13 protein-coding genes are annotated in these 14,917 nt (G+C 34.9%); 9 read left to right on the top strand and 4 right to left on the bottom strand.

Annotation, left to right across the window (positions count from 1 at the left end):
* The first annotated feature begins 94 nt into the window (after nucleotides 1–94).
* The 5 genes from F1003_RS04905 (at nucleotide 95) to F1003_RS04885 (ending at nucleotide 3,690) form a co-directional block, all read left to right on the top strand.
* The gene (locus F1003_RS04905; protein ID WP_155088104.1) at nucleotides 95–571 is read left to right on the top strand and encodes a very short patch repair endonuclease; all 477 of its coding nucleotides are present in this window, start codon (nucleotides 95–97) and stop codon (nucleotides 569–571) included.
* 41 nt (nucleotides 572–612) lie between these two features.
* Nucleotides 613–1,755, top strand: coding sequence for a methionine aminotransferase (locus F1003_RS04900; protein WP_155088103.1), 1,143 nt, complete (start codon nucleotides 613–615; stop codon nucleotides 1,753–1,755).
* A 68-nt stretch (nucleotides 1,756–1,823) separates the two neighbouring features.
* Entirely contained in the window at nucleotides 1,824–2,348 is a 525-nt protein-coding gene (locus tag F1003_RS04895; RefSeq protein ID WP_155088102.1) for a hypothetical protein, read from the top strand.
* Between the two features lie 71 nt (nucleotides 2,349–2,419).
* Complete coding sequence (locus tag F1003_RS04890) at nucleotides 2,420–2,908, top strand: hypothetical protein (protein ID WP_155088101.1); 489 nt, start codon at nucleotides 2,420–2,422, stop codon at nucleotides 2,906–2,908.
* Between the two features lie 2 nt (nucleotides 2,909–2,910).
* Nucleotides 2,911–3,690, top strand: coding sequence for an amidohydrolase (locus tag F1003_RS04885; protein ID WP_155088100.1), 780 nt, complete (start codon nucleotides 2,911–2,913; stop codon nucleotides 3,688–3,690).
* Here the strand turns inward: F1003_RS04885 and F1003_RS04880 are convergent.
* On the bottom strand, nucleotides 3,674–5,284 hold the full coding sequence (locus tag F1003_RS04880; RefSeq protein ID WP_155088099.1) for an Ig-like domain-containing domain: 1,611 nt from the start codon (nucleotides 5,282–5,284) through the stop codon (nucleotides 3,674–3,676). The genes F1003_RS04885 and F1003_RS04880 overlap by 17 nt on opposite strands.
* A gap of 64 nt (nucleotides 5,285–5,348) precedes the next feature.
* A complete protein-coding gene (locus tag F1003_RS04875; RefSeq protein WP_306461423.1) occupies nucleotides 5,349–6,014 on the bottom strand; it encodes a ComF family protein in 666 nt (221 codons plus the stop codon).
* Nucleotides 6,015–6,092: 78 nt separating this feature from the next.
* On the opposite strand from F1003_RS04875, the gene F1003_RS04870 reads away from it, so the two are divergent.
* Both F1003_RS04870 and F1003_RS04865 read left to right on the top strand, forming a co-directional pair.
* On the top strand, nucleotides 6,093–6,980 hold the full coding sequence (locus tag F1003_RS04870) for a DUF8428 domain-containing protein (RefSeq protein ID WP_155088098.1): 888 nt from the start codon (nucleotides 6,093–6,095) through the stop codon (nucleotides 6,978–6,980).
* 62 nt (nucleotides 6,981–7,042) lie between these two features.
* The gene (locus tag F1003_RS04865; protein WP_155088097.1) at nucleotides 7,043–8,584 is read left to right on the top strand and encodes a glycine--tRNA ligase; all 1,542 of its coding nucleotides are present in this window, start codon (nucleotides 7,043–7,045) and stop codon (nucleotides 8,582–8,584) included.
* A gap of 97 nt (nucleotides 8,585–8,681) precedes the next feature.
* On the opposite strand, the gene F1003_RS04860 is transcribed toward F1003_RS04865, so the two are convergent.
* Complete coding sequence (locus F1003_RS04860) at nucleotides 8,682–9,215, bottom strand: DUF3575 domain-containing protein (protein WP_155088096.1); 534 nt, start codon at nucleotides 9,213–9,215, stop codon at nucleotides 8,682–8,684.
* 100 nt (nucleotides 9,216–9,315) lie between these two features.
* Entirely contained in the window at nucleotides 9,316–12,747 is a 3,432-nt protein-coding gene (locus F1003_RS04855; protein ID WP_155088095.1) for a DUF8818 domain-containing protein, read from the bottom strand.
* 190 nt (nucleotides 12,748–12,937) lie between these two features.
* Here F1003_RS04855 and F1003_RS04850 point away from each other — a divergent pair, with 190 nt between their 5' ends.
* Nucleotides 12,938–13,699 carry an exodeoxyribonuclease III gene (locus F1003_RS04850; RefSeq protein WP_155088094.1) on the top strand — a complete coding sequence of 254 codons (762 nt, stop codon included), beginning with the start codon at nucleotides 12,938–12,940 and terminating at the stop codon, nucleotides 13,697–13,699.
* 30 nt (nucleotides 13,700–13,729) lie between these two features.
* Nucleotides 13,730–14,689 (top strand): OmpA/MotB family protein, encoded by a 960-nt coding sequence (locus F1003_RS04845; RefSeq protein WP_155088093.1) that lies wholly within the window; start codon nucleotides 13,730–13,732, stop codon nucleotides 14,687–14,689.
* Nucleotides 14,690–14,917: the final 228 nt, after the last annotated feature.

Here is a 14,917-nt window from a genome sequence, read left to right as displayed (position 1 = left end):
TTTCGTCACTTCGAGTGATTCCGAAGAATGAGGAATTGTATCGAGAAGGTGAACTCTTTGAAAAAAAATTCTAAATTGTTATTTTAATTTATCAATGCCGTATTCCGAAGAAAAAATAAAAGTCCCAAGATTCAACGAAGAATCTGGTTTCTATACCACAAAGAAACGCTCTAAAATAATGAGCAAAATACGTGGTAAGAATACCAAACCAGAATTGTTGTTCCGTAAGGCACTTTGGCGAAAAGGTGTGCGATATCGTGTAGATAGCAAACAACTACCTGGACGACCAGATGTAAGCATTAAAAAATACAAATTAGTCATTTTTATTGATGGTGAATTTTGGCATGGCTACAATTGGGATGAGCGAAAGGACCAACTAAAAAGCAACCGTGGATTTTGGATTCCGAAGATAGAGCGAAATATGCAACGCGATCGAGAAGTGAACCAACAATTAAGAGAACTTGATTTTACTGTATTTAGATTTTGGACCCATGAAATAAAAGACAATCTCAAAACATGCATTAATGATGTGATGATGTTTTTACATACTGCTGGATTAAACAAACCTTAAATAAGTTTTAAAAGATTTATGGTTTTAGTATCTTTAAATCTATGCAACACCAATCTAAATTACCCAATGTAGGCACTACTATTTTTACCGTAATGAGTGCTTTAGCAAAAGAGCATAATGCTATAAATCTTTCGCAAGGTTTTCCAAATTATCCGAGTTCGCAAAAATTGAATGATCTAGTCAGCAATGCCATGAACAATGGCTATAACCAATATGCACCAATGGCTGGTAATCTCGATTTACGATTGGCAATATCAAACAAATACCAATTACTCTATAAATCGACTTACCATCCTGAAAAGGATATCACGGTCACTGCAGGTGCCACGCAAGCCATTTATACCATTATTTCAGCATTTGTGCGGCATGGTGACGAAGTCATCATTTTTAAACCTGCTTACGATTGTTACCAACCTGCAATAGAGGTCAATGGTGGAAAAACGATTCCTATTCAGCTTTCTGCACCAAACTATAAAGTCGATTGGGAGGGAGTTGCTTCAAAAATATCATCAAAAACTAAAATGATCGTTATCAATACCCCTCATAATCCAAGTGGAACGATTTGGACTAAACATGATATGCTTCAACTTCAAAAACTGACAAAAGACACCAACATCATTGTACTAAGTGATGAAGTTTACGAACACATTATTTTTGACGGCGAACATCATCAAAGTGTATGCTTATTTGATGATCTAAAACAGCGCAGTTTTATCACAGCTTCTTTCGGAAAGACGTTCCACAACACGGGTTGGAAGATTGGGTATTGCTGTGCACCAGAATATTTGATGAAGGAATTTAGAAAAGTACATCAGTTCAATGTCTTTTCCGTTAATCATCCTGCGCAAAAAGGCATTGCTGACTATATGCAAGATGCAGAAACGTATTTAGGATTGAATGATTTCTTTCAACAGAAGCGTGATTTGTTTCTTAATCTCATTTCAGAATCTCGCTTTAAGTTTCAACCTTCACAGGGCACCTATTTTCAGGTTTTAGATTATTCTGAAATTACGGATGAACACGATGTGGATTTCGCTAAGCGATTAACAAAAAAGTTTAAGATTGCATCAATCCCGTTGTCTGTATTTAATGAAAATGGTAAGGACGATAAAGTGTTACGTTTCTGCTTTGCTAAAACTAATGAAACTTTAGTTAAAGCAGCGGATGTTTTAAAGCTAATTTAATAATCATATTAGTTAATAAATCAACCATTTAAATGCTATCATTTGGGCATATAATTAAATAAATACCTATGGCTAATTCAAAAGAAATATCAATACTATTATTATTGTTGATTTTATCCTCTTGCGGAAGTAGTGAACGAATAATTACTGATGAAGGTAAGGTCTATGAAGTAAAAGGAAATACGATAATAAATAATGGAGAAGATGTAACGGGAAAACTAACTGAATCTGAAAAAAATTCATTGCAGAAATTAGTAAATCAAAAAGAAAGCGCACAAAGTGCCACAGAGAAAGAACAAGAAACTTTGGAAAAAGCTATTGAAGAACAAGAGAAAATTGAAAAAAAAGCCCAAGAAAAGCAGAAAGAGTTAAAAGAAAAATTAGACGCACTACAAGATAAGCTTAAAGCATCTGAAGAAGCAAGAGACGATTATGTAAATATTAAAAGACGTTATGAAGACCATAAAAAAGAATTTGAAAAATTAAGAAAAGAAGGTTCACTTTCACCAGCGGAAATTAAAGATCGAGAAAAAGAACTGAAAAAGTTAAAATTAGAGGTTGAGGAAGCATTTCAAAAACTTAAAAAAACCTAACAGAAACTAAGTTATATCTGTTACTTTTTGTACTTTTCTGTGTCACATTAGTGAACTTAAATTTTAAGACAATGAAATACTATATCATACTATTATTCCTGGCATTTTCTTTTTCATCATTTGCCCAAAAGGTGGAAAAAGACGGAAAGACTTATGAAGTAAAAAAGGAAAAAATCTTTTTAAACGGTGAAGATGTCACAGAAACTTTAAATCTAGAAGACAAACAAACTATTTTAAAAAAAGCTGCTGCAATTTCTGAAGAACTAAAAATGAAGGAAAAAGCAGAAAAAGCAGCCAAAAAACTCGAAAAAGAGAACAAAAAGGCAGAAAAAGCTCAAAAAAAAGCAGAAAAAGCCCAAAAGAAGGCTGAAAAGGAATTGAAGAAAAGAGAGAAACTTCAGAAGAATTTTGATAGAGCGCAAAACAACTTAGAAAATGCACAATCTAAATACGAAAAGTTAAAAAAGAGAGGCAAACTATCGCCTGTTGATGAAGGTAAATGGCTAGAAAAAATAGAAAAACTTACCGAAAAAGTAGAGAAGGCCAAGAAAAAGCTATAACCATGAGCAATTCCCTAACCGTTGCACTTATCCAAACCAGTTTAGTCTGGGAAAATCCAGAAGCCAATAGAATTAACTTAGAAAAAAAGGTCAACACTATAGAAAGTGCCGACCTTATTATCTTGCCAGAAATGTTTACTTCTGGCTTTACCATGAATGCTTCCTCAGTTGCAGAAATCATGGATGGTAACACCATCAATTGGCTAAAACAATTGGCCGATAAAAAGCAAATTGCTATTGTAGGAAGTTTGGTTATCACTGAAAACAACAACTATTATAACCGATTGGTTTTTGTAGAACCTTCAGGTACAATTACACATTACGATAAAAAGCACACCTTTACTTTGGCTGGCGAGCATAAAGTCTATACCGCTGGAACTGAAAAAGTGACATTAAATTATAAGGGCTGGAAAATTTGCTCGTTGGTGTGTTACGATTTACGCTTCCCTGTTTGGGCAAGAAATACCGAAGATTACGACCTTTTGCTCTATGTCGCTAATTGGCCCAAAATACGTACAAATGCTTGGGATGCACTTTTAAAAGCTCGTGCTATAGAAAATATGGCTTATTGTATTGGAGTGAACCGTGTTGGCTTAGATGGTAATAATTATGAGTATTCTGGGCACTCTGCTGCTTATGATGTGTTGGGTCATCGCATGGATTCTATTCCTGAAAATAAAGAAGCTATTGAAATTGTTACTTTAGAAAAAGAGCACATTACAAAATACCGCGAAAAGCTTGGTTTCTTAAAAGATAGAGATGTCTTTAATCTAAAAGCGTAAAGTCGATAATAAAATCGAAACTTGCTCTTACTTCTTCTATTGGCGGAGAATAACTCACACGTTCTGGCTGAATGCCCAAGAGATAATTTCCAGTATCATATTTACCATTGGCATTGGCATCGTAAATTACGCGCAGACTATATTGCCTAGGTGATATATTGGTAAAATCAACCACTGGCGACTCTGTGGTATAACGCTCATATAACACTACTCCATTCTGATTTACCAATTGTACGATCAACGGGAATTTGGCATTTCTAAGGTTGACTCTAATATTACCATATTCAGATTTCATCTTAGTTCTAAAGGTGTAATTCAGAGTATCTTTATTGGTGCCTTCATAAAAATCCGTAAAGGTACCAGGCAACATCTCAAAAAAGTATTTCTGCCCTTCTTCCTTTACAACAGGAAATTTATAGCGGTTTAATATAAAATCATACTCTACCTTATAATCTATTTCAGTAGAATCGCGATTAATCAACTTAACTTTTGATGTATCAATCTTTGTCAATGGTATATTAGCTTCTAAGGTGAATTCATTTTCAAAATTCAGCGTACCAGATGTCACCGTTTTTATCTCTAGCGAATCCGCTTCTAGTTTTCTAAATCGATGTTTAAAGGTATCTACATATTTTTCGTTAGTTACCACAAACAAGGTGGTATCAACTTCAAAATTTGGCTTATACCAATAGTAAAGTGTATCCTTTGTTGCGTCTTTAATGATACGTGTTTGGTAACCTTCAGGTTTATCTCCCAGAACTTTGATTCGCATGTCTTCGTAATTTCCTTCATACGGAAACACGATCATAGACTGACCTTCTTGCTTTGGTTTAACAGCTTTAAAATTCACCTCCTCTTTAAACAAGGTCAATTTGTATGCTGAAGCTGATGGTACGGAAATGAAATCCTCGTTAAATGCTATTTTATCATTCTTCTGATCAAACTTATAATTTCCATTTTTATCCTTTAAGGCAATGAGTTTATACGTTCCAGCTTTTATATTATCAATGCTAAATGTTGTTAAACTATCTAGAGTATTGGTAATGTACCTTGGCTTTTCCTTGTAAACAATAGAGTCTGTATATGTAGAGTCCACTTCGTATAGCATCACGGAAATAAAGGTATCCGGCTCTTCGAGAATAGCATCTTCAACATAACCTCTAACTGAAAGTGAGTCGATGGTGTCACCCGTTGAAAAGACATAACGATAGTAAGGGTAAGGATTACTTTCGTTATTATCCACAATACTTTCGCCAAAATTAAAGGCGTAAGTCGTGTTTTCTTGCAGAGTGTCTTTTATCTTTATTGAAATGTACCTACTCGCGCTTGACATTGGCACAATTTCAGGGTCAAGATCCATTGGTGGAGAAATAATGAGCTGAGTTCTAATGTCTTTAATTTTTACATACTCATCAAAATATATTCTGATTTCGTCACCCTTAAAATTAGTAGAAAAATTTGGAGGAATCTCCTCAATAATCACTGGAGGTTCTTCGTCTTTTTCACCACCAGTTGGCGAACCACGATTAGCGCAACTAACTAGAGTTATTGCAATTGAAATAATGCCTAAAATTCGGTTAAGATATGAACGCATTTAATCGGAATAATTTTGCACAAAGAAACAATTTAAAAAAGGATACTCAAAACAAACGCATAAATCAATCTGCAATTGCCATCGTGGCCAGACTTAACTTAATATTATCAATTTTTAACAACTCTGTAGCACAAGCTTCAACCGTGGCACCTGTAGTAATAATATCATCTACCAATAAGATATGCTTTCCTTCTAAAGATTTGTTTTCTGAAATGGCAAATACGGCTCCATCATCATTCCAACGGGATAATCTCCCTTCAAACACTTTGGTTTTAGTGGCTTTGGTTTTTATAAGTACTTTATCGTTATAATCTGCATTGAGTGATTTAGCAATTACTTTCCCAAACTGCTCCACTTGGTTGTAGCCTCGCTTTCGTAATTTGGTTTTGTACAAAGGTACTGGTACAACCACATCTACTTGTTTGTAAGCGTCAATTGTACTTAGCTCTTTACCAAGCCATTTACCAAAAAAGCCACCTATACCTTTATGTCCTCTATACTTTAAATTGTGAAGCAATTGCTGCACTTTTCCTTTTTTGGAAAAATGTAAAAGTGCCGTTGCTTTTTCAAGTTTAACACGTCCGTAAACAATCCTTTTGACGACTTCAGAATCATCAAAATGAAAGTTAGTTACTGGTAGCTGATGTCTACAATTTATGCAGATAATCTGCTCATTATCTGTTAAAACATTACTACAAGCATTACAGACTACAGGAAAGAACAAGTTCAACAAATTTTTTACCACTTAATCGAATAAAATAAAATTGCTCTCCAATATAATCTAAATTCGCGTCAACTAAGAAAATTAATGATGATAGTTAACCCTCAATTATTTAACTACAGATTAATTATAAGTTCTTTATTGGTCGTTTTAACCGTTTTAGGAGTCTATAGTTTTACAAATTATAAATCCATTAAATCCTACGAAGAGTTTCTAAAACAAGAAAAGTTTTTGATAGAAAAAGAGCTGTCAGAAATGCTAGAAAGTTATGACGAACTGAGCCAAGATTATGATCTTATGGCCTCACAGCTCCAAGAGGCAAAACTAGAAACTAAATCAGCTTTAGATTCTTTAAGGTTATTAAAAAGTGACTTATCAATAATCACTAAATTCAAAGACCAACTTTCGGTTTTAAAAACCAAAAGCAAGGTACTTCTCGCTACGGTAGACTCTCTTAATTCGGCAAATATAAGGTTGCAGAAAGAAAAGCGCTATGCCCTAAACACTATAGAGAGGAAGAGTTTTGAAATCAATGAATTGGAGGAGGAAAATGATTCCCTTAATAAAACCATTGATGTAGCTTCTATTTTAAGAGCAAGCAGTGTTAATGCTGAAGCCTTTAAGATAAACAACAACAAGAAAAAATCAACTACCAGAGCTAGGCCTGCCAATGCTATTGATGTTTGTATAGGCTTAGTTGAAAATCCTCTTACAGAAAAAGGCAAGAAAGAGTTTTACATCCAAATTGTAAGCCCAGACAATAACGTTATATCAGATAAAGGTGAAGTTTATTTTGGCAGTAGCTCCCTAATATACAGCCAAAAATATGTTCTTAACTTTGACAATAAGAACCTTGATATTTGTACTACAGTAGCGACTTATAAAGAAGATAGGCCACTAAAAAAAGGTACTTATTTTATTAATGTTTTTCATAAAAACACAAAGCTCGGAAGTACCAGCATAGAATTAAAATAAACTAACTACATAATTTTCCTAAAACCGCTCTGTTAATTTGAGCGGTTTTTTATTTTTGCAACATGGCAAACGACGACAAATTCAAAAAAGTAATCTCTCATGCAAAGGAGTATGGTTACGTGTTTCAGAGTAGTGAAATCTACGACGGACTAAGTGCAGTATATGACTATGCACAAAACGGTGCTGAGTTAAAGAAAAATATTCGTGATTACTGGTGGAAAGCCATGGTACAAATGCACGATAATATTGTTGGTATCGATGCCGCGATATTTATGCATCCAACCACTTGGAAAGCCTCTGGACACGTTGATGCCTTTAACGATCCTCTAATTGACAATAAGGATTCTAAAAAACGTTATAGAGCTGATGTTTTGGTGGAAGATTATTGTGCAAAGATTGAAGCAAAAATCAATAAGGAAATTAAAAAAGCCGAAAAACGTTTTGGAGATGCCTTTAACAAAGATGAATTTGTTACTACCAATGGACGCGTTTTAGGCTATCAAGAAAAGATAGATACCATTCTAAAACGTCTCGGACAATCTTTGGAAAAAGAAGATTTAGCAGACGTAAAAGCTTTGATTGAAGAGCTTGAAATTGCCGATCCGATGACCGGTAGCCGTAACTGGACAGACGTTAAGCAATTCAATTTAATGTTTGGTACCAAATTAGGTGCTTCTGCCGATACTGCAATGGATTTATACCTAAGACCAGAAACAGCCCAAGGTATTTTTGTCAACTTTTTGAACGTTCAGAAAACAGGACGTATGAAAATTCCATTTGGTATTGCCCAAACAGGAAAAGCCTTTAGAAATGAAATCGTTGCGAGACAATTCATTTTCAGAATGCGTGAATTTGAACAAATGGAAATGCAATTTTTCATAAAACCAGGTACACAAAGTGACTGGTTTGATTATTGGAAAGATACACGTTTAAAATGGCATAAATCATTAGGATTGGGTGAAGAAAACTACCGTTTCCACGATCATGAGAAACTAGCACATTACGCAGATGCTGCAACAGATATTGAATTCAATTTTCCATTTGGATTTAAGGAATTGGAAGGTATCCACTCTCGTACAGATTTCGATTTAAAACAACATGAAGAATACTCAGGCAAAAAATTACAATATTTTGACCATGAGGAAAACGCAAGTTATACACCTTATGTCTTGGAAACCTCTATCGGTTTAGACCGTATGTTCTTAGCCGTATTCTCTAATAGTTTACAAGATGAAACTTTAGAAGATGGTAGCGAGAGAACCGTTTTAAAATTACCAGCAGTTTTGGCGCCAACAAAAGCAGCTGTCTTACCATTGGTTAGAAAAGATGAAGCCCTAACAAAAATGGCAAAAGATATCGTTGATGATCTTAAGTGGGACTTCAATGTGGATTACGACGAAAAGGATGCTGTCGGAAGACGCTATAGAAGACAAGATGCAGCAGGTACTCCGTTCTGTATTACGGTTGATGGAGAAAGTCTTGAAGATAACACTGTAACCATACGCCATAGAGACACCATGGAGCAAAAACGTGTTAAGATTGAAGAATTACGCGACATCATTAAAAAAGAAGTTGATGTAAAGGAGTGGTTAATGAAGATGTAATAAAGAATCGTTACTTATAATTGGTCTAATTACCTTAAAAAAAACACCCAAACTTAAAAAGCTTGGGTGTTTTTTTTATTTTATATTATTTCTGAATTTAGAATCGATAACCTAATGTAATACCTAATTTACTTACGAAATCTATTGTTGTTTCTTCAGATTTAAATAAATTTCTACCAACTCCAAAATTCACCTCTCCAATAAAACCGCCTTTTGTTATCCACTTTCCACCTAAACCAATTCCTAAAGCAAAATCAGTTACATATTCTCTGTCTTCATCATTAACGAAGAAATCAAATTCCCGTTCTGCTGAATTTAACATTCCAAAGCCTTCGAGAAAAAATCCGGCGGCATACTTTTTACCAAAATAAAATCTATAATATGGTGAAATATAATATTGAAGATCTTCTTTAATTTCTTTGTCGTAAGGAATAGCAATATTCAATCCAACGGCTGACTCTTCATTTAAAAGACGCTCGTAAGTAAAATCTAAAATTCCAACGACTAAGTATAACCCATTGGTTTTAATTTCATTTTTACTAATATTTGAATCGCTAGTATCCTCCTTATCTTGTGCATTCATAGCAAAAACAGAGGTCAACAATAAAAGTGTTAAAATTGATTTTTTCATAAAGTTTAATTTAGTTGATTCAGATCGAATAATTACGACAGTAATTATACCACATAGATACAAAACTATCACAATGGTTGCGTAAGAAATCTCTTTATTTTTAAAAATAAGCCTTTAACTGAATTGTACCTGTATGAATGGTCTTAGAGGTCTCTGTTTTACGCCCAAAGTAATTCAAATTCAAATCTAAGAATTTGGTCAATTTTTTCTGTGCCAATAAGCTCCACGTGAAGTTTTTTCCTGGCTGTAAACCTTCTAGCATTTGATAGGCGACTGGTGTGTTCGCATTGCCTTCAAACGCATTTTGAAAAAAGTTAAACTCACCCGTTAAGGCAATTTTCTGGGCATTGTTATAAGTAAATGACAGACCATAGTTGTTTTGGGTTAGAGTCTCTAGACTTCCTATGGTATTACTTTTTGAGGTGTATTGATAAAAGACATCAAACTGTGCGTTTTCATTAAATAAATATGATAATTTGGGCTGAAAGCGCTCTTCTTCAATATTAAAATTACGATTGGCAAAATTCTCACTTATACTTTCATCGGTTCCAAAACTAGCCAATGCATTTACTAACCAATTAGTCGCGAATTTATGATTGAAATTTAATTGATGATTAGTCAATTTATTTTCTTGAAAACCTATGGATAACAAATTGCGACTTGTGTTGGTCAAATACGTATAAGATGTTGTGTAACGTTGCTTCCCTCTATTGTAAAACAACACATTTCGTACACTGTTGTTTAAGGCCAATTGATTGTCTCCATCATCATTGAAAGGATTGAGGTTAAAGTTATTCCCTTCTCGCCTTACTTTTCTATCCACTAAATATGAGGTCTGATTATAAAAATGAGAGAAGAACTTCTTCGTCTTGTTTTTAGATTGGCTCCATTGTATAGGATTAATGGTCAAAGTTTGGCTTAATCGGTTTTGATGTGTTCTCACAAAAACCTGGTTGGGCAATAGTACTCTAATGTAATTGCCTTGGTCGGCAAATTGCGCTATTTCAAACTCATTGAGTTCTTGTATGCCGTTTTCGTTATAATCTATCCATGTGTAAGCCCCTTGCCCTGCTTCTACCTCAACATAAGTAAAATCCTGTTGCGGCAATGTGCCCGAATTGGTTTCAAAACTCGTGTTCCAAACGATAAGGTTATTGAATAATTTCTGATTGTAATTTAAACGGCTGTTCAAACTTTGTTCATCTTCAAAATCGGGATCTTCAGATTTTAAATCCCTATAATTGACAAATAACTGAAGGTTAGTACTTTTATTCTGAATTAAACGCGACTTTAAATAATACGTGTTTGAGTTGTTAACACGCTCTAAAGAATTGTTTCTTAAACTGTCATTGAAACGCTTTATATAACCCACTTCAGCATAAACTTTAGTACTGTCACCAATACCAACAAAAGCTTCATAGGCTTTAAACCTTTGACTTAACGGTGTTAAAGAATCTGTAGCAATAACGGCTTGCTCATTGTCTTCCGTAGCAAATTTAACTCCAGCCCATTTATTGTTTTTTCCATAGATGACACGATTAAAGGATCTTAAAAATGTGGAACGGTTAATAGTACTTTCGCTATTGAGAAAACTCGAATTTGAAAATATCCTAAAATTCCCCAAGCGCAAATTAGCGGTCACGTTATGCCGATTCCCATTAAAATTATTGGCAAAGTCTAAGTACTCAAAATTATAAGTGGCTATGCCTTTCTTAGCATGAGACAATTTTAACCCTGAAGTTAACAACAGCTGATTACCAAAATTAAAATTACCTTGATCATCACGATTATCGTTCTCTAAATTCCAGTCACGATTAAATTCTGCTCTGTATAAACGTTGAATCGTTCTAAAATCCTTCTGGATAAAATCTGCATCTACCAAGGCGGATAAATTCCAAAGACTGTCTGATTTTATTAATTTTTGATTGACTTTCAGTTTTCCTGCAAAACCATTATTGTCGTCATCATCTATGTTCGAAAACAAATTGGCATCATTTTTACTTCCTGCCAATTCAAAAAACACATCTGTTTTTTCTGTAGGCTGATAACGACCATTCAACACTGCAATCTGCAAACGTTCAGGAGCGACGAGTTGTGTAATAGGTTCATAATTTCCCTGTGGCACTCCTGCAATTGGTGCTACATATTCAAAAATGTTACTCACGGCATTATCGTTGCTCAGTACATAATTTCCTTGGTTAGTGCCTACCAACGTAAAGCGTACACTGAAGAGTTCATCTTCTGGATTTTGAGAAAACACAAATACTTCTTCACCTCCAACAATGTCTTTACGGTATAGTATTCTATTTTCAGAAAACGATTCAGGTGTTGCGGATGGAGCTACCATTAAACTTCTATCATCTCCTGCGTCTGCTAAAATCTGAGTCTGCTCAGTGGAGAGGTTTTGTTGTAACGGTTGATTTTTAGCATCACTTTCAGAATACACAGAAACGTTTAAATTTAACTTTTCGGTGTTATATGAACTGCCACCAAAAACCGTAAATCTTGAATAGTTGCGTTCACTGAATTGGTAATCGACTGTAATTCGCATTTCGGAAGTTATCGGAAATGTGGAATTGAAAATAATTTCACCTGCATTGTAATCGATAATATAATCGTTGTTTTCTCCACGTTCTAAAGGCACTCCATTAACGTAAACCGTTTCGCTACCAGAAACAATGAGCACAAAGAGTTCATTATTGGGTCCACGTAATTTATAAGGCCCTTGATTGCCTTCTTGAGCCGTAAACTGTGTTGTAGTAAACTGACCTCGTACCAAAGCACCCGAAGCAAAAACCGATGTCTTTTCACTCAGGTTAGCATTGACCAATAATCCTTGTACGCGCTTAGAGAAATTGGCGAAATAACTGTTGGTATTCACCAAATCGATATCACCTGCTCGTATATTCCAGCTATCGCTAAAAAGTTCTATAAATACTTGGTCAAATTCATCCAAACGTTGGGAATATCCACTTTCTTGCAAAGGAATATTAGCATCCTGTATGGATGCTCTTAAAGACACCTTATCGCTTAATTTACCCGAAATCTGAAGGTCTAATTCGCTATTCAATACCGAATTCTGATTGTTTCCAATAGTAACTCCTCTAGAAATGCTTCCGGAAGTCGTTAACCCATCAAAAGGTGTAAATACATTCCGTTTATTGGTGTTCTCGAGTTTGTACAAGGCCTCCGTACCAGGACCTGAGCGATCTACGATGACGTCGTCATCCAACTGTCTATAAACCTTGGTTAAAAATTCTGGGTAACGTAAATATTCGATTTGAATAGTATCTACATCAATAGACTGTTTAAACCTCAAAATTGATTTTGAATAGTCCACGACATAAAGTGTAGAATCCAAAATCTTTCCGTCCTTAGTTTTTACAATAAATTTTAAAGGGTTAATACTTACCGAATCGATTTTAATACTATCCTTTACAGCCAAACGCTTTTTCTTGTAATTACTAGCATTCTCTTGGGCAACACCCAAAAAAGAACTCAGTAGCAATAGAAAAAGTAGCGTATGCTTCATTGTAGAATAATAACTATTAAAACCCTCGATTATTTTATTGTTAAAATAGCCTCAAAATAATAGTGTAAAAGTAGGGTATTATTTAATTTAGACCGATAATAAGACATTAGTCTGTCAGACTGAGCGCAGTCGAAGTCCTTATGGAATCTAAGTTTAATTAAAAAGAGTCCCGTTTTCACGGGAAATGTGTATGAAAATAGCATCCTATAACGTCAATGGTATTAGAGCAGCAATTAACAAAGGGTTTATAGATTGGCTTAAAGCCACAAACCCAGATGTCATTTGTCTTCAAGAAATTAAAGCCATGGAAGAGCAGTTGGATTTAGACTTATTTACCGATGCTGGTTATGAGTACAACTACTGGTTCAGCGCTCAAAAAAAAGGGTATAGTGGTGTCGCTATTTTATGTAAAACAAAACCCAACCACATAGAATTTGGCACAGGCATTGAATCCATGGATTTTGAAGGTAGAAATCTTAGAGTAGATTATGATGGAGTTTCTGTGATGAGCATGTATTTACCTTCTGGGACTAATGATGCCAGATTGGCTCATAAGTTTGAATATATGAATATGATTCATGAATATTTAAATGAACTTCAAAAAGAAAAACCAAATCTTGTCGTTTGCGGAGATTACAATATTTGTCATGAAGAGATTGATATCCATAACCCAAAAATGAAAGGTGTATCCGGTTTTTTACCAGAAGAACGCGAATGGTTAGGCAATTTTATTGATAGTGGTTTTATTGATAGCTACCGACATTTACACCCAGAAAAACAAGAGTTTTCGTGGTGGAGCTACAGAGCTAATTCCAGGGCCAATAACAAAGGTTGGCGATTAGATTATGCCATGGTTAGCGAACCTTTACAAGAAAAGATAAAACGAAGCGTTATACTCACTGAAGCAGTACACAGCGACCATTGTCCTATATTATTAGAATTAGATATTTAAAATCAAATCAACAACTTAACAACTTATAGCATGATAAAAAGAATTTCATTAATAGCACTGGCATTTACCCTTTTCTCATCGTGTGTATCAAAAAAAATATACACAGATCTTGAAACTAAGTATGCCAATCTCAAAAAGGAAAATAGAAATTTAACTGATGAAGTTGAAACTCTTAATGCTGATAAAAACAAACTATCCAATGACTTAGACGCGCTGCAACAAGCCTACGACAAAGCTGTTGCCGAACGTGATAAATTGCAAAGCGAATATGCGGCAACAAAATCTAATCTCGATAATCTAAAAGCATCCTACGACGCTTTAGAACAAAACAGTTCTGCTGAAATTGCAAAGAACTCAAAAAAGAATAGAGAACTGTTAGCACAACTCGAAGCCAAAGAACAAGCACTAGCTGCTGAAAGTGAGCGATTGGAAAAGTTGAAAGAAGAGCTCGAAAATCGTTCTAAACGTGTTGCTGAACTAGAAAGTGTTATAGCCGCCAAAGATGCCAACATGCGTGCTCTTAAAAATGCAATTTCTAAAGCGCTAACCAATTTTGAAGGTAAAGGCTTAACGGTTGAACAGCGCGATGGCAAGGTCTATATTTCTATGGAAAATAAACTCCTGTTTCAATCTGGTAGTTGGTCCGTAGGCACTGAAGGTCGTAAAGCCGTACAGCAATTGGGAAGTGTATTGGCCGAAAATCCAGATATCGCTATTTTAATTGAAGGCCATACTGATAACGTACCTTACAAAGGCAACGCACAGTTGAGTGGTAACTGGGATTTATCCACTAAGCGCGCTACAGCCATCGTTAATATTCTTAGGGAAAATCCATCTATCAATCCTGAAAACTTAACTGCTGCTGGTCGCGGAGAATATGCACCAATTGCCTCAAACGACACTGCAGAAGGCAGAGCTAAGAACAGACGTATTGAGGTGATTTTAACGCCAAAATTAGATGAAATTTCTAAGCTATTAAATGAAATATAAAAATGAGTTGTCATTGCGAGGAACGAAGCAATCTTATGAATGGTTGATAATATACTAATTATGAGATTGCTTCGTTCCTCGCAATGACATATTAACACAGATTTAGACCTCACAGGTTTTAGAAACCTGTGAGGTCTTGTTATATTTGTTTGTATAATCATAAATTAAATCAACGGTATCACACTGAGCTTGTCGAAGTGCAACTGTAGATATGTAGATGAGATCCTG

The organism is Winogradskyella ouciana (assembly GCF_009709615.1).
GTDB classification, from domain to species: domain Bacteria; phylum Bacteroidota; class Bacteroidia; order Flavobacteriales; family Flavobacteriaceae; genus Winogradskyella; species Winogradskyella ouciana.
This window is presented reverse-complemented; position numbering and strand designations above follow the sequence as displayed.